This is a genomic window from Desulforegula conservatrix Mb1Pa, from assembly GCF_000426225.1.
Taxonomy (GTDB): domain Bacteria; phylum Desulfobacterota; class Desulfobacteria; order Desulfobacterales; family Desulforegulaceae; genus Desulforegula; species Desulforegula conservatrix.
In genome coordinates this window covers 22,326-42,723 of record NZ_AUEY01000009.1, presented here as the reverse complement: position 1 = coordinate 42,723, position 20,398 = coordinate 22,326, and the positions used below count along the sequence as shown (strand labels likewise).

General features: G+C 45.2%; 14 protein-coding genes. 6 read left to right on the top strand and 8 right to left on the bottom strand.

Annotation, left to right across the window (positions count from 1 at the left end; all coding sequences use genetic code 11):
• Positions 1-72 precede the first annotated feature (72 nt).
• The 4 genes from K245_RS0105660 to K245_RS23240 form a co-directional block, all read right to left on the bottom strand.
• Positions 73-2,076: a methyl-accepting chemotaxis protein gene (locus K245_RS0105660; protein ID WP_035276568.1), complete on the bottom strand. Its 2,004-nt coding sequence runs from the start codon at positions 2,074-2,076 to the stop codon at positions 73-75.
• Positions 2,077-2,111: 35 nt separating this feature from the next.
• Complete coding sequence (locus tag K245_RS26380) at positions 2,112-5,267, bottom strand: PAS domain S-box protein (RefSeq protein WP_051283906.1); 3,156 nt, start codon at positions 5,265-5,267, stop codon at positions 2,112-2,114.
• A gap of 50 nt (positions 5,268-5,317) precedes the next feature.
• Entirely contained in the window at positions 5,318-6,049 is a 732-nt protein-coding gene (locus K245_RS23245; RefSeq protein ID WP_035276566.1) for a response regulator, read from the bottom strand.
• A 347-nt stretch (positions 6,050-6,396) separates the two neighbouring features.
• Complete coding sequence (locus K245_RS23240) at positions 6,397-7,395, bottom strand: AraC family transcriptional regulator (RefSeq protein ID WP_084156141.1); 999 nt, start codon at positions 7,393-7,395, stop codon at positions 6,397-6,399.
• A gap of 402 nt (positions 7,396-7,797) precedes the next feature.
• On the opposite strand from K245_RS23240, the gene K245_RS0105635 reads away from it, so the two are divergent.
• The 5 genes from K245_RS0105635 to K245_RS0105615 all read left to right on the top strand — a co-directional run bounded on the left by K245_RS0105635 (position 7,798) and on the right by K245_RS0105615 (position 12,886).
• Entirely contained in the window at positions 7,798-8,982 is a 1,185-nt protein-coding gene (locus tag K245_RS0105635; RefSeq protein WP_027358517.1) for an iron-containing alcohol dehydrogenase, read from the top strand.
• A 15-nt stretch (positions 8,983-8,997) separates the two neighbouring features.
• Complete coding sequence (locus tag K245_RS0105630; RefSeq protein ID WP_027358516.1) at positions 8,998-9,981, top strand: aldo/keto reductase; 984 nt, start codon at positions 8,998-9,000, stop codon at positions 9,979-9,981.
• Between the two features lie 72 nt (positions 9,982-10,053).
• Positions 10,054-10,689 carry a flavodoxin family protein gene (locus K245_RS0105625; RefSeq protein WP_027358515.1) on the top strand — a complete coding sequence of 212 codons (636 nt, stop codon included), beginning with the start codon at positions 10,054-10,056 and terminating at the stop codon, positions 10,687-10,689.
• 254 nt (positions 10,690-10,943) lie between these two features.
• The gene (locus K245_RS23235; RefSeq protein WP_051283905.1) at positions 10,944-12,074 is read left to right on the top strand and encodes an MBL fold metallo-hydrolase; all 1,131 of its coding nucleotides are present in this window, start codon (positions 10,944-10,946) and stop codon (positions 12,072-12,074) included.
• Positions 12,075-12,343: 269 nt separating this feature from the next.
• A complete protein-coding gene (locus K245_RS0105615) occupies positions 12,344-12,886 on the top strand; it encodes a DUF4881 domain-containing protein (protein ID WP_027358514.1) in 543 nt (180 codons plus the stop codon).
• A 691-nt stretch (positions 12,887-13,577) separates the two neighbouring features.
• Here K245_RS0105615 and K245_RS0105605 read toward each other — a convergent pair.
• The gene (locus K245_RS0105605; protein ID WP_084156140.1) at positions 13,578-13,877 is read right to left on the bottom strand and encodes a cold shock domain-containing protein; all 300 of its coding nucleotides are present in this window, start codon (positions 13,875-13,877) and stop codon (positions 13,578-13,580) included.
• Positions 13,874-16,075 (bottom strand): acetyl-CoA hydrolase/transferase C-terminal domain-containing protein, encoded by a 2,202-nt coding sequence (locus K245_RS0105600; protein WP_035276564.1) that lies wholly within the window; start codon positions 16,073-16,075, stop codon positions 13,874-13,876. The genes K245_RS0105605 and K245_RS0105600 overlap by 4 nt, the downstream gene beginning before the upstream one ends.
• Positions 16,076-16,384: 309 nt before the next feature.
• Between K245_RS0105600 and K245_RS0105590 the strand changes: the two genes are divergently transcribed.
• The gene (locus tag K245_RS0105590; RefSeq protein WP_051283904.1) at positions 16,385-17,944 is read left to right on the top strand and encodes a sigma-54 interaction domain-containing protein; all 1,560 of its coding nucleotides are present in this window, start codon (positions 16,385-16,387) and stop codon (positions 17,942-17,944) included.
• A 122-nt stretch (positions 17,945-18,066) separates the two neighbouring features.
• Here the strand turns inward: K245_RS0105590 and K245_RS0105585 are convergent, their stop codons facing one another.
• Positions 18,067-18,669 (bottom strand): hypothetical protein, encoded by a 603-nt coding sequence (locus K245_RS0105585; RefSeq protein ID WP_027358509.1) that lies wholly within the window; start codon positions 18,667-18,669, stop codon positions 18,067-18,069.
• A gap of 72 nt (positions 18,670-18,741) precedes the next feature.
• Positions 18,742-20,112 carry a DUF3999 domain-containing protein gene (locus tag K245_RS0105580; protein WP_027358508.1) on the bottom strand — a complete coding sequence of 457 codons (1,371 nt, stop codon included), beginning with the start codon at positions 20,110-20,112 and terminating at the stop codon, positions 18,742-18,744.
• Positions 20,113-20,398: the final 286 nt, after the last annotated feature.

Genomic DNA, 20,398 nt, shown 5'->3' with positions numbered 1-20,398 from the left:
TTACGGTGCGTGAAAAAGCGCCACGCGCCCTATATTTCGCTCAAGTCCTGCATGATCATGATCTGCTTTCGGCTACAACTTGAACTGATCAACCATATGCTTGAGATGTTCCGAGAGCTTTGAAAGATCATGGGCGCTTACATCAACCTGGGCGCTGTTGTTAGACATTTCAGCCATAGATCCGTTCACATCAGCGATATCCTTCGTAATATATGAAGCTGCCGCTGAACTCTGGTTGACATTTTCATTGACTTCCTGAATGCCAGTGGAAACCTGGGCGACATTTCCGGCTATCTCTGTTGTGGCGGCTGACTGTTCTTCCACTGCTGCGGCAATTGTTGTAACCACCTCGTTAACCTCAGCGATGACACCTGTTATTTCAGTTATCTCTTTGACAGTGATTGCAGTTGTTCCCTGAATTCCTTCGACCTTTTCCCTGATGTCCTGAGTTGCGTCTGCCGTCTGTCTTGCAAGCTCTTTTATTTCATTGGCAACAACAGCAAAGCCCTTTCCTGCTTCACCAGCCCTTGCAGCCTCTATCGTCGCGTTCAGGGCGAGAAGGTTAACCTGTTCAGAAATATCCGTGATTGTCTCGATAACCTTTCCGATGGATTTTGCGGCTATCCCAAGCTGATCAATATTTTCAGTGGCGTTTGTTGCTTTCTTAGCGGCATTGCTTGATATGGTTCTCGCCTTTTCGGCGTTTCTGGCTATCTCGTTTATGGTCGAGGACATTTCTTCTGAAGCTGTGGCAAGCATATTTGTATTTGCGGATGACTGTTCCATGGCTGCCGCCACGCTGTGCATACTTGCGCTCATTTCTTCGGATGCCGCAGCAACAGCAGATGATTTTTCAGTAACTATCGAAATCCCTCTGTTCATCTGGGTTGAAATCACTGAAAGCTCGGTTGACGAAGAGGCAAGGGTCTGAACACCGCCTGAAATATCCTTCATTATTCCCTGGAGTTTTTCGATGAACACATTGAACCATGTTGCAAGTTCACCAACCTCGTCTTTTGAATTTACTGAAAGGCGCATGGTAAGATCACCTTCCCCCTGGGCAATATCCTTAAGACCTTCAACAGCGCTGTTTATTGGCCTGACTATTGATCTTGAAGCAATTACAATGACAGTACCAACAATCAGTATGGAACATATAATAACCAGCAAAGTCAGATTCCTGATGCTGACTGCCGCCTCAAGGAATTCATCGGAATCCTGGGTCACGCTTATTGACCACCCGTTTATTCCGACCGGTGCGAAACCGGCTATTTTATCAACCCCATTAAAAACATATGATTCAACGCCTGTCTGTCCGGCAAGCATCTGCTTGGAGATGCTGTCCATTTCCTTGATGGCCGAAGCATCCAGCTTAAGCACATGTTCCTGTTTAGGATGGGCAAGTACAATGCCTTTTCCGTTTAGCATATAGCCATAGCCTGTTTTACCGATCTTACGGTCTGAAACAAGGCTTGTAAAATATCCAGCTTTCAGAACTGACCCGAAAACTCCGACAATCTGCCCCTGTTCAGATTTAATTGGCGAGACAACTATGACAATCAATTTCCCGGTTGCTTTTGAGACAGTCATTTCACCGACAACATCTTTCTGATTTAAAACGGCTTTTTTGAATTCCTCATTTTCAGCGATATTAACGCCTTTGTATTCGGCCCCGCCCTCAAGTACGCCTGTCAAAAGATTGCCCTTGATATCAGTGACAAAAATCCCCTGATAATTATCACCCATATGGGTAAATTTTTGTTTCATATTCTCAAAAAGGATTTTTACTGATTCGGCTTCTTTCTCAATTCCGTTCTGGTTGATCAGGGCGACGTGTTTCATGATGTTCTGGGCTGAGGAAAAAGTTGCGGCAATTCTCATCTCAGCATTTAGAATATTATGGACAAGATTTGCCGTATCCTGGGCCAATATCTGAACCTTTTCTTCTGAGACGGCGGTCAAGGCACGGGATGATTTCGATATGGAAACCCCTCCCACGACCATCAAAGGGAAAAGCACGGCACAGAGACTGATAACAAGAAGCCTGAATTCTATTGACCTGACATTAATTTTCATAGTCTTATCCTCCCCGATAAGTTAGCAGCTATTTTCTATTTTTCTTTATTATCAAGAACCTCCCTGACCTTCACGGCCAGTTCATTCTGGAGTATAGGTTTTAAGACAAAGCCCTCTATTCCAAGCATCCTTGCCTTGTCTGCATCCATTTTCTCGCTGAAACCAGTGCATATTATGATAGGGACCCCAGCTCTGATCTTCTTAATTCCCATAGAGAGCTGATCGCCTGTCATTTTGGGCATGGTCATATCCGTAATAACCAGATCAAATCTGTAAGGATCGTCTTTGAAAAGCTGGAAAGCCTCGGCGCTGCTTGTACGGACAGTCACAGTATATCCGAGGCGCTCAAGCATTTGTCTGACCATTCTTGCGATTGCCTCTTCATCATCAACCACAAGAATCTTCTCGCTTCCGCAAGGAGTCGGAACCATATAATCCTTTTGGGCATCCTTTCTGTCTTCCATAAGGCATGGGAAATAAATAACGAATGAAGTTCCCTCTCCCTTAGTGCTTTGAAGTTCAATGTTGCCACCGTGGCTCTTTACGATCCCATGAACCACGGCCAGACCAATTCCTGTACCTTTATCTTTAGTTGTAAAATAAGGATCAAAGATTCTGCCCTGAATGGCCGGAGCTATGCCGCAACCCGTATCCGATACGGCCATACGGATATAAAGACCTGATTCTATTGAAAGATTTGAAGAAAGTTCATTATCCATCTGGATCTCATCAAGGGCGATCGTTAAAACACCGCCGTTTTCCTCCATTGCATGGAGAGCGTTTGTGACAAGATTCATGGCTATCTGGTGTATCTGGGTTGAATCAGCAAGCACAGGGCGGCATTTCGTATTTATAAAAGTTCTGACTGTAATTGTGCTTGGAAGTGTTGCTCTTGAGAAACGAACCACCTCGCCCAGAATGTTTTGGATGCGAAGAACCGTTTTTCCCGCCTTTGACTGACGGCTGAATGCGAGTATCTGCTTGACAAGCTCCTTTGCCCTGAAAGAAGCCGTGAGTATTTCACTGACATAATCCTGCAAATGACTGTCCGCAGGAAGATCTTGTTGTAGAATATCAGAAAAACCGATTAGAGGGAAAAGAATATTATTGAAATCATGGGCTATTCCGCCTGATAGGGCACCGATTGCCTCCATTTTCTGGGACTGAAAAATCTGGGCCTCAAGATTCAGCTCGTTTGTGATGTCTCTTTTTACAGCGACAAACTCGATTATTTCCCCATTGTCATCAAATACCGGGGAGATGGTCGCCTCTTCAGTATAAAGGCTTCCGTCTTTTTTTCTGCTTACGAAACGGCCGCTCCAGATTCTGCCGGATTCAATGGTTGACCATAGATCCCTATGCAAACCATCGTCAAGCGCTCCCCTGTTCAGGACTTTGGCTTTTTTCCCCATCACCTCGGAACAGCCGTATCCACTGGTCTTTTCGAATGATGGATTGACATATTTGATAACACCGCTCTTATCAGTGATTATAATGGTATCGGCCACCTGGTGCATGGCCGAGGCAAAACGCCGCAACTCCGCATCCTTGCTTCGGAGTTCTGTAATATCCGAAATAAATCCCTCTATCGTTACAAAAGCCCCTTCCATGGAAGAAACAGCTATGCCGCGCCCCCAGAGATGCCTGAAAGCTCCGTTTCTATGTATCACTCTAAACTCAACCTCGTAGGGCCGGTTATTGTTGAAAAAACCTGGAACCATCCTGGCAATCATCGCAGAATCTTCATGGTGAACTATGTCAAAAAAATTGACCTGGCCGGTTGTGAATTCATCAGGGGAATAACCAGTGATTGCTGTGCAACCATCACTCACGAACTCAACTTCAAGCTTTAGCTCAGAGCTGACCCTGCACCTGAATACTATTCCGGGTAGATTATCCATCAGGGTTTTAAGAACACGCTGGGATTCGCCGAATCTCTTTTCAGCCTCCTTCCTGCCAAGTATGTCCCAGGCCATCTTGGCAAGCTCGGTTACCACCTCCACATCGACCTGATCATAATCGGCACGTTTGTTGCCCACCCCGAGCGTTGCGACAATTTTTTCTCCCTCAAACACAGGCACGACAAGCTCACGGCTTATATGGGTATGCCCTGGAGGAAGCCCTTTTTTAGCATCAAGATCAGGATAGTCATTATGGATCACTGGCTTGCGGCCCCTTACACAATCTGCCCATACCCCCGCTTTGTCGAGGCCGTATGATTTTTCATGCGTTTTTATGGCACAGACCTTCACAGCGTTTTCAGACCATGTGTTCAGATGAATCATTTTGTTGATATCATCCACAAAATGAAAAAAAGAAAACTGGCTCTCGGTCAGCCGCTCAGATTCTGACAATACCTTCTGGAAAAGTTCGGGGAGGGAACTTGAAAAGGAATAATTACTGATGCAGAGCCTCGAGTTAAGAAGTTCATCAAAGCGCTTTTTTCTGCTGATGTCCCGGACTGAACACAGGACACCGGATATGGAGCCCCTGGAGTTCATAACCGGGGTCTTGATGGTCTGGTACCACACAAGATTGTCTTGTTGCCTGAATTTTCTCTCAAATTCCTTGGAAATGCCTGTCTTTATTATTTCCTGATCCTCGGCACGATATTTAAGGGCCTCTGTTTCAGGGAAAAAATCAAAGTCAGTCTTTCCCACTGCCTGGGCCTCCGTAATTCCTGAAGAACGGCAAAAAGCCGGATTGGCCTTCTGATATACCGAATTCAGGTCTTTAATCACAAGGGCGTCCGGGGTCGATTCGAAAATCACCTGGAGAAGAGTCTTTTCCTTTTCAAGTTCTGATTTTGCGTTTTTAAGCTCGGTAACATCATGAACGATTGTAAAAAGACTTTGCTGGCCTCCTATTGAAACGATTTCCCCAAACATGCTTAGATTGAGAATCTTTTTTTCATTTGTTCGAAATTCAACTTCAAAGTTTTCGAGTCGGCCTTTATCCGCAAGTTTTTTTTTAATCCTTTCCCTGTCTTTATCAGACATTAGCCCAAGCTCCACGGACGTTCTTCCGATGATTTCATGCTTTGGAAAACCAACTGCCCTTACAAAAGCCTCGTTGACATCAATATAAACGCCTTCATCAATCGTGCTGAAAAACATGATTATATTGAAACTCTCGTTATTAAACGCTCTGTAAAATATAGACTCCGGTTTTTTGAGGCTTGATTCAGACATATTCCCATTCCTCTTCAAGAATCTTTTCTTCAAAACATGAAAAAGCGAAACTAATTATCTGCCAGAAGCTTTTTAACCTCTGCGGCAAGGACTGAAACATCGGCTGTTTTTGACAGGAAAGAATCTGCGCCCAGCTTCATTATTCGATCTCTGTTCTCAGGGGAATCGAGACCTGACATTGCAAGAATTTTTGTCTGGGCAAGCTCTTTCTTGTTCTTTATTCTGCTGCAAACCTCAAATCCGTCTATTCCCGGCATGAAAAGATCAAGAAGCACAAGATCAGGAATGAGTTCGGCAACCTTTATGCCTGCATCAAAACCATCGCTGGCTGTCTCGACAAAATAACCCATTTTGGAAAGGGTGATCTGGAGAATCAGCTTCATCTGAATATCATCATCCACAATAAGAATGGTTTTCTGATGCTTGGCTGACTGGGTCAGGGACAGGTTATCCTTGAGTATTCGTTCCACTTCTTCCTTTATAATCCTGTGATGCCCCCCAGGAGTTACAAGGGCTTTAATCTGTCCCGATTTGACCCAGCCCCACAAGGTAGTGCGGCTTACTCCGGAGAGTTTCGCGGCTTCGGGTATGCTGTAGAACATTTTGGGTTCGCTCATGTGACCTTCTTGTATATTCAGATTATTTTTATCATAAATAACAATAATTTCATTATTAACATATTGAACATTTTTAAAGTCGAGAGCAAGCATTTTTTTCACATCAGATTCCATTTTGCGATTATCAAAATCTGACAAGGTCGCAAAAAGTCCGATTACCGTCATTCCGGCGCAGGCCGGAATCCAGAAGTATTTGAAATTACTGGATGCCGGATCAAGCCCGGCATGACGCCGACGCCTTTTTTTGCTTTTTGCGAGTCCATCAAATCTGACACAGGAAGAAAAAAAGGCCCCAAAACAAGCTGAAAAAAATTGCGAAGATGAAACGGGGAAAAATCCGGGATAAAAATATTAGAAAAATGTGTTTGAAAAGCCGGGTTTCCGTCATTCCGGCGAAGGCCTGAATCCAGAAGTGTTTGAAAATAAGCATATACCTGATCAAGTCCGGCATGACGATGATGTCTTTGTCTGACTTATTGCAAAACCATCTTGCTTTGGTTGAACTAAAATCCTCAGGCCATTAAATCGGCCGTCATTGACTTTTGATTTCCCTTAAGAGGCGAGTTCGTACCTCTTTCATCTGCGATTATCTGGTGCAACCCCTTGATATCCCGCAACGGCGGAGCGCCAAACAGTCGGCTGTACTCGCGGCTGAACTGGGACGGGCTCTCATAGCCAACCTGAAAAGCTGCAGTCGCTGCGTCCATGCGCTCTGTGAGCATCAGCCGCCGTGCTTCGTGCAGCCTCTGCCACTTCTGGAACTGAAGAGGACTCATGGCTGTCAACGCTCGGAAATGATGATGAAAGGTCGAGGTGCTCATACCACTGTAAGAGGCCAGATCATCAACCCTGAGCGGTTCAGTGAAATTATCCTTTAACCAGTCTATCGCCCTTGAAATCTGATGGCTCTGGCTTCCGACAGCCGCTATCTGTCGCAGCCGAAGCCCCTGCTCACCCATAAGCAGCCGGTAAAGGATTTCCCTCTGGACAAGCGGCGCAAGAATCGGGATATCATCAGGTTCATCAAGCAGATTGATCAACCTCTGGAAAGCGTTGAGTAGGGGCAGCGAAACCTTGGTGACAGCCATTCCACGATTTGCCTGCTGGGTACGGGGCAATGGGAGATCACTGTCAACCATCAGTTTCGCTATCGCTCTATGCTCAAGCTTAAGCATAAGCCCCAGATAGGGTTTCTCAGGGCTGGCCTCGGTTATCTGGGCCACTACAGGCAGGTTGACCGAGGTCAGCAGAAAATGATGAGCGTCATACACATATATATCATCTCCCAGAAATACCCGTTTGGAACCCTGGGCGATCATGCATATGCTCGGTTCGTGCATATAGCTTGTCAGCTCGGTTGGCGCTTCCCACTTTCTGAGCGAAAGCGCAGGGATGGCAGTATCAGGCTGTCCCATATCAACGGTCAATCGTGCAATACTCTCCACCAGAGCTACCTGAGCTGATACCAGACCACCTGACTCACTGGCCTGTCCAACATATTGTCGATGCATTGTAATCCTCCCATATTTAATCTTTTTCATGCTAACAGAGAGAGTGATCATTGCACAAGACCATTATCATAACTTTCGGACAATCAGGCAAGAATCAGACAGGATCAATCTACCGGGCATCTCGAGGACAGGTGTATATATCAAAACAACAAAACAAACGGCAGCCCCGCAGACCAAAACAGAAAGCTGATGATCTAAATGGGGCATGATGGATTTGCAAAGACTTTATATCAACTGAAAAATTTGATCGACTCGCAAAAAGTCAAAAAAGGCGGCGGCGTCATGCCGGACTTGATCCGGCATCCAGTATTATCAAATAGTTTTGGATGCCGGCCTATGCCTAAATGACGACAATAGGACTTTTTGCGACATTGTCAAATTCAACCGGAAAGGAAAACAGAAATGGATAATTTTATCTACAGTATCCCAACCACAGCATATTTTGGCAAAGGACAGATAAGCATCCTCGGCGAGACCCTCAATGCGCATGGAGCTTCAAAAGTGTTGCTGGCCTATGGCGGCGGAAGCATCAAAACAAACGGCATCTACGATGCAGTCATTGATCAGCTTGCCAAAGCCGGAATCACCCTTATCGAGCTCTCCGGAATCATGCCCAACCCAAGGGTCGAAAGCGTTGAGGAAGGCATCAGACTATACCTGGAAAACGGCTGTGATTTCATTCTGGCTGTCGGAGGAGGATCCACCCTGGACGCTTGCAAGGCAATTGCCGCAGGAGTAATGCATGACGGCCCGGTTACAGATCTTTTTGTGAATGAGTCGGGATTGTCCGATATTGCAGCAGCAGCTCCTATTGCCACAATCCTTACCATGTCAGGAACAGGCTCTGAAATGGATATGGGCGCTGTCATCACAGTTGGTGAAGATCACAAGAAAATGGTTCTCCTGCACCCGCTCGTCAATCCGAGGTTTTCGATCCTTGACCCTGAATACACCTTCACTGTGCCGGAAATCCATTCAATGGCAGGTGTAGCAGATATTCTCTGCCATCTCATGGAACAGTATTTTACCCCTGATGTAAATACAAAGGTTCAGGATCGCATGAACGAGGGGGTTATGATGGCCGTGCTGGAAGACGCGCCAAAAATTCTTGCAGACCCAAAAGACTACGACGCCCGCGCCAACATCATGTGGGCAAGTTCCATGGCACTCGCCGGATTCCAGTTCATGCTCGGCAAACCCGGTTTTTCATTCCCTCTTCACGGCATGGGACACGAACTCTCAAGCAAATATGACATGACCCACGGCGTAACTCTGGCACTTTTGACTCCGTCATGGATGCGTCACACAATGAAAATAGCCCCTCAATATTTGGCAATTTTCGCACGGTTTGCACGGAATGTTCTTGACGTACGCGAGGCGGATGACTCAAAGGCAGCTGAAGAAGGCGTCAAGAGACTGGAGGCTTTCTATTCAGCCATTAAAATGCCTGCAAACCTCCGTGAAGCGGGCGTCAGGGAAGAAGATCTTGATTTCATGGCAGAAAAGGCTGTGGAAAGAGGCAATCTGGGTATCCTGACTTCAATTGGCAAGGACGAAGCACTTCAAATCATGCGGGATGCATTTTAAGCAAAGGGGGAAAACATGCAAAAGCGTATTTTGGGAAACAGCGGGCTGGAAGTGTCAGCCATCGGACTCGGATGCATGGGCATGAGTTTTGGTTACGGCCCGGCATCGGACAAAAACGAAATGATATCCCTGATCCATGGCGCTATTGACCGGGGTGTCACATTTTTCGATACCGCCGAAGTTTACGGCCCGTTTACCAACGAAGAACTCCTGGGTGAAGCGCTTGCCCCATTCAAGGGAAAGGTTGCCATTGCCACCAAATTCGGCATAAAAATAGAGGGCGGCAAACAGATCCTTGACAGCAAACCTGATAGAATAAGAGCATCTGTCGATGGCTCGCTCAGGCGTCTCAGGATTGATGTCATCGATCTTTACTACCAGCATCGTGTTGACCCCGATGTACCGATTGAAGAAGTGGCTGGAACGATACGGGATCTGATCAGCGAAGGCAAGGTCAGAAACTGGGGACTTTCCGAAGCTGGTGTGCAGACGATTCGGCGCGCACACGCAGCTTTACCCCTTACGGCAATACAAAGTGAATACTCCATGATGTGGCGACAGCCTGAAGAAGAACTTTTGCCAACGCTCGAAGAACTCGGGATCGGCTTCGTTCCGTTCAGCCCGCTCGGCAGAGGGTTTTTGACTGGAAGATTTGACGGAAACTCGACCTTCGACAGTTCCGACTTCCGAAGCATTGTTCCACGCTTTACCCCTGAAAATCTTGATACGAATCAGGTTCTGGTCAATATGGTCAAAAAAATTGCAGGGGACAAAAACGTAACCCCGGCCCAGATAGCACTCGCATGGGTTCTGGCTCAAAAACCGTGGATCGTTCCCATTCCCGGCACGACGAAGCTTGCGCGCATGGAAGAAAATCTGGGCGCTGCGAATATTGAGCTGACAAACCCGGAATTGAAAGATCTGAACGACGCACTATCTATGATCGAAATTTCAGGGGATCGTTATCCGTCGGAATATGCTAAAAGAACTGGGAAATAGCAGAAAATTCATCTCTGCTCAGTCCGTATCCAACGGATATGGCCTGTCTTAAAAAAACATAAGGAGGCAAGCATGAATGTAATTCTTGTAAATGGCAGCCCACACGCAAAAGGCTGTACCTACACGGCTCTTGAAGAAGTAGCAGAAACGCTGAACAAAGAGGGAATCGAAACACAAATTTTTCAGGTTGGGACAAAGCCTCTGGCTGGCTGCATAGCCTGCAAAAAATGTGCGGAAACCGGACGATGCGCTTTTTCTGACGTGGTCAACAAGTTCGTTGATCTCGCAGTTCATGCGGATGGATTCATCTTTGGATCTCCTGTGCATTATGCGGCCGCAAGCGGTGCCATGACATCCTTCATGGATCGGGTGTTTTATTCGAATATGATGTCAGGCAGAAACGCGTTTTACTTGAAGCCTGCGGCGGCGGTTCTGTCAGCAAGAAGAGCCGGTACAACCGCCGCATTTGACCAGCTCAACAAATACTTCACCATATCCGAGATGCCCGTCGTCTCATCAAAGTACTGGAATATGGTTCACGGAATGGAGCCTCAAGATGTAAAAAAAGACCTGGAAGGGCTCCAGATAATGCGTACGCTGGCAAGGAATATGGCATGGCTACTGAAATGCAAGGAAGCCGGAAGAAACGCAGGAGTTGCGCTCCCGGTTAAAGAAGAGGTCGTAAGAACCAATTTTATTCGGGAATGATCCATAACAATGTTAATAGGTTCAAATTGGGGCTTTCAAAACAGATCTTTTCTATAATATCGGGATGAGAGAGGCAAAAACCAGTCAGGTTCGCCCTTCCCCCGGTGTTCTTTGATCTCTTATGGTGCGCGCAATAATTGCACGCACCATTGGATAACGCAGACGGTGCGTGGGAAAGCGCCACGCACCCGACTATTGACTTATTTCAACAACATTGCTCAAATAACCGGACAGAAAACCCAAGGAGGACATATTTGAAAAAAAGGCCGGCATTTTTTTCTGCAATTATCTTTTTAACAGGAATTCTGTCTGTAATACAGGCCTGCCAGCATCCCGTTCCGACGGACAACAGCCTATCAAGCCCAAGTCATGAATCAGGAGAAACTGACCAGAATACACCCCAACGCTCAAAATTCAGCGCGCTCATGGATTATTTCGTAGGCGGCGCAAAAAGAATACCTGACACTTCGCCCGGTCCATTTTCTACAGATCTGAACGCATTGAACAAAAAACAAGGGGATGGCCTTCAGATAACATGGCTTGGCCATTCCACTGTCCTCATGACAATCGAAGGTAAAAGATTTCTTACTGACCCTGTCTGGAGCAGAAGATGTTCGCCTGTATCGTTCATGGGGCCAAAAAGGTTCTTTGAAGCGCCTATCAGACTCAAAGATCTGCCGAAACTTGATGCAATCCTTATTTCCCACGATCATTATGATCATCTGGACAAGGAAACAATCCTGTTCATCGCAAACAATACGGATACTCCTTTTTATATGCCATATGGAGTCGGAAAACATTTCAGGGACTGGGGAGTGCCGGAAAAAAGGATAAATGAATACAGGTGGTGGGACGAAATAAAATTAGGAAATACACACACACTTGCTCTTACTCCTGCCCGCCATTTTTCAGGACGTACCCTTTTTGACAGAAATTCAACCTTATGGGCGTCATGGGTTATCATGGGCAAAGAAAAAAAAGTATATTTCGGCGGCGATTCAGGAATGTTTCCAGGATTTAGCGCAATAGGAGAAAAGTACGGGCCTTTTGACATTACAATGCTTGAAATCGGAGCATTCGACAAAGCATGGAGCGACATTCACCTCGGCCCTTTAAATGCCATCAAGGCCCATAAAATGCTGAACGGAAAAACCATGATGCCGATTCACTGGGGAACATTCAATCTTGCTCTCCACGCCTGGGATGAACCTATTGAAACCCTTATCAGCACAGCCAGATCGGAAGATTGTGAACTGTTTATTCCAACCCCTGGCAAAATCTATGGTTATCACAACCTGACAGCATATTCTATGTGGTGGAGAGAAAAGACAGAATTCCAGGCCCAGGCACCAACTGAGCCTGCTGAAGTTGAGGCAGCAAATTAGTCGCACTGCTTAAGTATGGAACTGGCCTTTGCTGGGCCTTGCTTGTAAACTGGCGTCAATTCTTATATATCAGGGTTGCTGCCTTGTATGGTTAAATTGCCGTAAAAAAGGCCAATTCGTCGGATTAGAGCGCCCTTTGCTCGTAATCCGACATTGATCCGAATGCCAGCGGGTCGCTTTTTGTAAAAAGCTCCGCAAAAACTTTATGACTCAAGATTTTTGTTTAAATAAGTTCTTCCAATAATCCGTAAATCTAACAGGAGAAAAAAATGAAAAAAAGCTGCCGAATCATTGTCATGACCGCTACGTTGCTTGGATTCATGGCCTCTTTTGCATGTGCTGAAGAAGTCAGCGGGAGGTGCGTGACATATGATAAAACAAAAAACACAATCTCCATCATCAAGGATTTCAATAATAACAAGACCAAGCCAGACTTTCAGCTTCCGTTACTGACATATTCATTGCCGGAAGGAACCACTGTTAAGGACGGAAAAAGAATCAAGCTTGATCTGACCGAAAACAAGCTTAAATACTACGACGATACTACAAATTCGCTTAAAACCATTGATTTCAAATTGGTTGAAAAAAAAGAAAATATTCAGCCTTTGGATAAAATTGTGGTGGGCGAAAAATTTCCGGCCATAGACAAGGCAAAAAAGACCGTTACCATTTATTCCAAAAGACAAAAGGTTCTGACAGTCATTTCTGTTGATGACAATGCATTGTCCTTACCAGAAAAAATCTATGATAGCGGAGATGATATTAAAATAACAGTTGGCGAACCTGGCAAAGCAGTTAAGGTAGAAAAGTAAAAGAGCATCTGTAGGTATATTTCAGACCTATTCGAACCGATCCAGCGTCGTACCTGAATTGTCATACTCTAAAAACAATAGATTCAGATGCGACGCTTTTTCATATGGGGTATCACATCGAAATTTATGCAGGTTGTGCTGCAATGCCATTTAGTTAAGGTTTTGAACATCCCAAAGGAGTTTTACACACCAGCCATGGGAACGTCTAAATATTAAAACAGCCTTGAAAGGGCGTTACAAATATCAATTCGAATGAAAAGTCTGTGTTTATGTTGCGCCCTTTCAGGGCATAATATCTCAATATAGACTATTTATCTGGGCTTGCAATCAGGGTTAAAAAACTTAAAGCATCTGGTTTATCAGTTGATGACATTGTTAAAGAGATTTTCGGAGGCGAGCATCCATTCATGCAACTCACCGACGGCCAATTTTCCACTGCTAATCTGGTCAAGTCTCTGCTTGAAACAATATAAAAAAATGAAAACACTTGTGAAATTATCACTGAAAAAGTCTTGATGATATTAGACTACAGACTTTTGATCGATGATTTTCATTTTTTAAGCAAATTCATTCCCACCGGCTCTGAGCATGGGAATGAATTCGGGGAGAAAACAGCCCGCGGAGGCTCGGACTATTTGGCAAAACAGAATAAAAAATCTATGGAGACTGCCGGTGTGCAACAATCACACTTCTAAAGTACTTTTCCGGCAGAATATGTGGTTCCAGCATCAATTTTCCTGACCTTGCGGGCACCGTCACCAAGATCAATTTTTACAATAACGAAACGCACCTTGTCTCCTGTGGATATATCAGCGCACTCCGGCATCATCAGGGATGAGGTGTCAAAATAAACCTCCTTCCCGCAAGTGCTTTCAATATAACCAAACAGCATGTTTCCGCGCTTAATGAACCAGCTTACAGTGCCCTCGGCTTCAATCTGATTGCTTTGATTTTCAATCGGAATCTTTTCCGAGCCAAATTGAACCATCATATCGCTCCGGACAGCTGAAGAGCGTTTACCACTACTTTCTGCATGAGTTTTTCCCTCATGCTTTTCGGTCTGTCGAGCTTCAATCTTTCGAGATATCTTCCTGCCCCTGACGGAGGAGCGGAAAACCACGAACCAATAATACCGCCTGCTGTGGAAAGCCTGTTTTCTTTGGCATTGGCCTTGAATTCCCTTAGAGACTTACCGAGAACAATCTCTTCTTCAGTGAAATCAGTGCCAAACGGAAATGCAGGGAAAAGACCGGCATTTCTGGATGGAGCAATAATTTTCTCCAGTTTTTCAGGAGTGTTGTTCCTGAATCTCTCAGGGATGATATAACCAGCCGGAACTTTCCGAGCCTTTTTGGCCTGACTAAGCAGGGTTTCCTGAAATCTTGAATCAGCTATATTCAGAAGCGCCTGAATGATTTCGCTGTCGCTTTTTGAGCGTATGTCGGCAATTCCGTATTCAGTTACAACAACATCCCTGAGATGGCGGGGAATTGTTGTATGCCCGTAATTAAACACAATATTTGAGGCAATATTCCTGCCCTCTCCTCTTGTGCTTCTTATCATTATTATTCCGCGCGCATCATCAAGGGCATGGGCCATGGACACAAAATTATACTGACCGCCGACTCCACTGATCACCTTTCCGTTTTCAAGGCCATCAGAAACGACTGCCCCCAGAAGTGTGACCATGAGTCCTGTATTTATGAATCTGGAATTTTTCCTCTGAAGCACCCTTAGCTCGCTGCTGGAATACCTGTTATTGGAATAAAGCTGATTCACATTAAGCACGCTGGTCATATTGATCTGCATGCGCTCTTCTTCGGACATATCGCGAATCGTGTCGTAAAAATCCTGGGGGCCTGCGTAAAAACCTGCGTGAATCCAGACTCCTTTTTCAAGCTTGTTTCCTAGACAGTTTTCCGCAATTTTTTTGAAGTTTTCAGGGTTTTCGAGATCAGCCTCATAACATCCTGAATCAGTTGTTATATGACCGCTTTCAAAGGTCAGGCCTTTTTTGAAAATTCCATATTCCACAAGCATGTCAAAATCGTCAGTCGAAAGCATTTTCCCAATAGCGCCATTTTGGACAAGGCCGCAAAGCAAGGAAGGTGTCACGGCGCCGTTTTCGCCAATGCCGTCATTCACAAGTTTCTGGATATGAATATTATCATAGCATCTGCGCTTCATTATGCCATTTTTGTAAAGCTGAAGAAGTCCATCCACAAACATTTCCGTAGAGCCATAAAGCCCTTTTTCAAAGACTCCGGTAGCGCCCCATTTCTCGATGATCTGAGCCGAGTTTTCGAGAACACCGCTTCTTTCCAGAATATCTATATAGGCAGAATTCCTGTTCTGCCTTGCAATTAAAGCCGTGGCAACTGCATCGCCAAGGGAGCCGATCCCTATCTGAATGGTTCCGTCGTCCTGGATCAATGCGCTGGAATTAAGGCCTATCATATAATCAACGGTGCTGACGGCTTCCCTTGGAATGCTGAAAAGCCGCGTTTCAATGGACGGATTTTCAAGAACAGCGTCAAACATTGAAGGATCGCCAAGAGCGTCTCCATACATGAAGGGTAGAGTTGAATTGACCTCGGCAACGACGCAACTGTTCATCCTGGTCTCACGCTCTTTTTTTCTGAGAAGATCAATGAGATCTATTGTCGTGTCACCATTGCAGCCAAGACTGATTTTTGTATTCCCGGAGACTTCCTTTTTACCGATCAGTGCTCCGACGACATTGGCGCCCTGGGCAATGACATCCCGGGCAGCAAAGGTATAATTCGTGCTGATATAATTCTGCTGCATATAATCATTACCCATGAACGCGCCTGCCTTGCAGAAGAACTCGCTCACCTCCACATTAGGCGGAAGATTTCCAGTTCTTGCCGCTGCCGCATATTCGAGTGGAACATACCCGCCCCAGATTCTTTCTATTATGGGGCCAAGCATCCTGTGTTCAAGCTCGCTGGAGCTGACTGGAGTTTCAAGGGAAAGGGCTGTCATGATTTTCAGTTTGATTCCAGGATCGTTTTTGGCCTTTCTGAAAAGCGCGTTTACTATGTTGTTCGGCTTTCCGAGGGCAAGCTGGGTTCCGAAAGCAATTTCTTTTCCTGTTTTTTGGACTATGTAATCCGCCATTTCATCCGGATCGGTAAAATAACGAGGTTCTTTGTTTATTTTTATCATGTTTTTCTCCTGTAGCTCCGATTCCATATCAAAGCGCTATCTGCGTTGGCTACGTCGTCAGCTCCTCGACGTACAAACCACCGTACGCCTGCGTCGCTTCCTCCTTGCCGCCTTGATTTCATCTTTGATTTGAAATCGGAATAAATTATGGCCTCTTCTCGTAATTTGCTGCCAATAAAACAGAATACTAATTACAAAAACAGTGCCATCCAAAAACATCTTGATTTTCAAGGAATTACAGATATCATGGCAATAAAACGTGAAATAAAACGAATACACTCGCTAAATAAAACACATACGTGAAATAAAATGATTAATGCAAATCCTGATCTTTCCCCTGATCTATTCAGGGAAGTTACCCTCAGAATCTGTGGCAGCCTCAACATAGACGAAGCTGTTTATGATGTTTTCACATATCTAAAAAAACAGCTTCCCCTGGATGCTATCCTAATCAGTGTCTATGAGGCCGGAGTCAAGGCGGCCAGGGTCATAGCAATGGCTTATGGAGACAGGGGCTTCCTTGTGGATGAATACGTGCCCCTTTCCGAATCAGCGTGGAAATCCATTGGCAAATGGGAGGAAGAGTCAAAAATAGAGACCATTCCCTGGATCAGGGATCATACCCATCCGATAAATATTGAAATGGTCAGGCTCCTCCAGAAAGGGATTCTTGTGGACAGGGCCATACGCGGTGATGAATTCTGTAGCATAACCTGCGCCCTTAAAATCAAAAAAACCATAATAGGCAATCTCACCCTCTGCGCCTGGGGGGCCGAACATTACAACACTTCCCACGCAGAACTCATAAAGGAAATAAACGAACCATTCGCCATAGCACTTTCAAACACCCTCAGATACCTTGACATGGAAAGGGACAAAAAGGCGCTCTTAAAGGAAGTTCGCCAAAAGGCCGGAGATGTGATGATCGGAGCCGACGCAGGGCTTGTGGAAGTAAGAAGGCTTATTGAACACGTCTCTCCTACAGACAGCCCTGTGATTCTGCTCGGAGAAACAGGCACAGGAAAAGAAGTGGTGGCGGCTGAACTTCACAGGCTTTCAAGAAGATCCCAGGGGCCTTTCATTCGTCTCAACTGTGGAGGAATTCCTGAATCACTCATCGATTCCGAGCTGTTCGGACACGAAAAAGGCGCTTTTACAGGGGCTTTTGAAAGATCGGCAGGCAGGTTCGAGCGCGCCGACGGAGGGACTCTTTTTCTCGATGAAATCGGAGAACTGCCCCAGGCCGCCCAGGTAAAACTTCTTAGGGTGCTCCAGAGCGGCGAGTTCGAAAGGGTCGGAGGGGGCAGGCTTCTCAAGGCCAATGTAAGAATCATAGCTGCCACGCACCGCAATCTCCAGTCAATGATTCACCACGGCTCGTTCAGATCTGATTTATGGTACAGGCTCAATGTTTTCCCTATAAAAATTCCTCCACTCAGGGAAAGAAAACAGGACATACCCGCAATGATTCATCATTTCATAAGAACAAAAAGCTTTGAAATGAATTTGCCGTACAGGCCTGAACTGGCGCCGGGAGAACTTGAAACCCTCATGTCATACGACTGGCCCGGGAATGTAAGGGAACTCCAGAATCTTGTGGAACGAGCCATAATACTATCCAAAGGCAAACCTCTGAAATTCGGGATAGGAACGAGGGAATCAGCGCCTGAATGTCATTCCTCGGCATCGGACAATGAAAAAATAATGACCTGCGATGAAGCCACCGCCGCCCACATCAGATTTGTCCTTAAAAAATGCGGGTGGAAAATATCAGGTCAGGGAGGAGCAGCCGGAACTCTCGGAATGAACCCAAGCTCACTCAGAAGCAGAATGAAAAAAATGGGGATAGGTTTCAGGCGTGAGATATAAGGCAAACCAAAAATGGGCTGTGAAAGTAGCTGTAGCGCTTTAAGCTCTAAAGCAAAAAGCCTTTTGATTTAACGAATTGCCCCATCATTTACTGCAACAGCAGCCCATCAGAATCTTTTTAATCAAGGATCAACTTTATATGTCTGAAAAGACTTGAGAACTGAATCGTATGCCTTCCGATTTTCTTCGAATGTCTGATTTCTGGAAATAAACGTAAAGGTCAGAATATAATTAACTCTCGCGTTGAATGAATAAACGAAAGTATTCTGCTCAAGCCGTTCCTTCACAAACTCATTTTCATAATAGAGTTCTTCTCTTTCAACCAGATTGGCAAGAGGAGCTTCTTTAGGTGTATAGTACTTGCAATTTATCTTTTTGAAATAAGGATCAGCCTGCATTTCTTTCTTCTGATCCTGAAATGCATCTTCAAGGAACTTCCTGATGCCATCCATACTTCTATAAGATTTTACGCAGGACACTTCGATGAATCCGTTAGTTTCATTATTAAAACACATATACTGAGTTCTAAGAACAACCCACCCTGAAACGCCTTTTTTCAGCCACTCAGGCATTTTATTGGTATTATGCCACCCTTCTGGTGTTTTAAAAGAAAAACCATAATTATCGTTATAATAGATGCCATCCCGGATAATTGCCGGAGGAGCAGTTGCGCAGGATGTCATACAAAAAAGCAGCAACATTAGGACTGATTTAGCGATTCTCATATTTCACCTTCACACCCTCAATTTCTTCATAATTCTCAATTCATAAGCAAGGTGCTGAAAACACTGGCCAGCCTACTTATCCCCCATCTGCCTGTAAAGCCTGTAAGCCATAAAACCTATCACAGCGACACCCAAAACAAGCACTCCCCAAAGCAGCCATTTTCTGATTGGGAAAGACCTGACAGGTGGATTACGGTTATGATTTTTCACATTGGAAACCACCGCCAAAGCCGGTTTGAAAGAAGAGTCTTTGAAAAGTTGGGATAAAAGAGAATCAACCGCATTGTCAGATGGAAGAGTTACGCCCTGTTTACCAAAGGCAAGAACGCAGTTTTTGCTTGAGCCTGGAACAAAATAAAGTTCATGGGGAACCCATCCTATTTTAAGCATGGGAATAGCAGTATTTTTAAAGGCAGATTCTTGAGAGGTCTCAAATTCCCAGAATCTGTCCGTCCCATATGCAATTGAAGCCTGACCTCCATTTATGGTTTTCCCATTAACCATCAGATCATAGAATGTCCCTGTGTACCTTACTCGCCAGTTCGAGGCAAGATCAGGCCTTGACATCAAAGTCCCCTGAAGAACACCAAGCCCGGCAGGAATCTGCATCTCTATACGCTCCACAGGAAAAACGCCGTTTGTATCAAACTCATAGACTGTTTTGCCTGAAACAGCTCCCATTGCAGCACTGGCTTTCTGGCCATGCACTTCTTTCCATTTCATTTCAGGCTGAACTCCTGGCTTTGGGAATACGGCCTTTATTGAGGAAATTCTTGCGCCTCCTGCTTCATTAGGCCAGGAAAGGCGAAGGTATTTAACTTTGATCAGGGGGATATCCGCCCTGTTTCTGGAAAGCCTGTGCCCACCGTAATCAAGATCAGCAAGGGTTACTGGCCCGGATATTCTTCTCAGCCTTGAAAGATCATCTCCAGCCTCAATTATCACATCAAAAACAAGATTGACTGCACCCGACCATTCCACAACAAGCCCTGAAAAAGGCTTCTCTGCGGAAGTCGCGTCAATAAGCCATGACGTAGGAGCTTCAGTTTCAGATTTTTTCTCTCCTGATCCGGTCTTGACATCAATAATGGAACCGCCTGCACCTGTTTCAACCCTCATGGAAATATCACCATTATGGTTTTCGTCTCTGTAAACAGGAAAAAATGGAAGTTCAACAGGAGCTGGAGCCTCGCCCTGGGAATACTCAGGCTTTTTTATTGTGTGCGGAAACACATTCCCGTCAGGACTGAATACCCGCAAGTCTCCAAGATCCTGCCTCGTCACGCATTCATAAACCTGATCAGGAATAACAATTCTGGCAATTGCCGATTCCTGGGTAATATCAAGTTCAAGTGCGCATCCGAAATCAGAAATTTCGGATTTTCCTGCATAAGCCGGAAACGCCATTAATATAAATAAAACTACGGCCAGGTATTTTTTCATTGTTATCCTCCGGAGGGTCGCTTTTTTGCAAAAAGCTCCGCAAAAAACTTCATTGATTTTATGAGTCTTATTCCTAATCAAAAGTTCATTTTTTATCTCGGTGATTTTTTAGGCGAAGAGCCGCCATTCGTTTGCCTATAAAAAGATGGCTATGCACGATTTTCAGTATGATTGCCTGGTCTAAAAAAGTGACTTACAAAAATAACGTAAGTATTGTTTCCCAAGCATCTGGCATATTCATAAAGTTTTTGGGGAGCTTTTTTCAAAAAGCGATTCCTCGAAGGCG

What these genes read in the sequence shown, in the direction of transcription:
- K245_RS0105660 (WP_035276568.1), bottom strand. Translation starts at nt 2,076, where the DNA reads ATGAAAATTAATGTCAGGTCAATAGAATTCAGGCTTCTTGTTATCAGT.
- K245_RS26380 (WP_051283906.1), bottom strand. Translation starts at nt 5,267, where the DNA reads ATGTCTGAATCAAGCCTCAAAAAACCGGAGTCTATATTTTACAGAGCG.
- K245_RS23245 (WP_035276566.1), bottom strand. Translation starts at nt 6,049, where the DNA reads ATGACGGTAATCGGACTTTTTGCGACCTTGTCAGATTTTGATAATCGC.
- K245_RS23240 (WP_084156141.1), bottom strand. Translation starts at nt 7,395, where the DNA reads ATGCATCGACAATATGTTGGACAGGCCAGTGAGTCAGGTGGTCTGGTA.
- K245_RS0105635 (WP_027358517.1), top strand. Translation starts at nt 7,798, where the DNA reads ATGGATAATTTTATCTACAGTATCCCAACCACAGCATATTTTGGCAAA.
- K245_RS0105630 (WP_027358516.1), top strand. Translation starts at nt 8,998, where the DNA reads ATGCAAAAGCGTATTTTGGGAAACAGCGGGCTGGAAGTGTCAGCCATC.
- K245_RS0105625 (WP_027358515.1), top strand. Translation starts at nt 10,054, where the DNA reads ATGAATGTAATTCTTGTAAATGGCAGCCCACACGCAAAAGGCTGTACC.
- K245_RS0105615 (WP_027358514.1), top strand. Translation starts at nt 12,344, where the DNA reads ATGAAAAAAAGCTGCCGAATCATTGTCATGACCGCTACGTTGCTTGGA.
- K245_RS0105605 (WP_084156140.1), bottom strand. Translation starts at nt 13,877, where the DNA reads ATGATGGTTCAATTTGGCTCGGAAAAGATTCCGATTGAAAATCAAAGC.
- K245_RS0105600 (WP_035276564.1), bottom strand. Translation starts at nt 16,075, where the DNA reads ATGATAAAAATAAACAAAGAACCTCGTTATTTTACCGATCCGGATGAA.
- K245_RS0105590 (WP_051283904.1), top strand. Translation starts at nt 16,385, where the DNA reads ATGATTAATGCAAATCCTGATCTTTCCCCTGATCTATTCAGGGAAGTT.
- K245_RS0105585 (WP_027358509.1), bottom strand. Translation starts at nt 18,669, where the DNA reads ATGAGAATCGCTAAATCAGTCCTAATGTTGCTGCTTTTTTGTATGACA.
- K245_RS0105580 (WP_027358508.1), bottom strand. Translation starts at nt 20,112, where the DNA reads ATGAAAAAATACCTGGCCGTAGTTTTATTTATATTAATGGCGTTTCCG.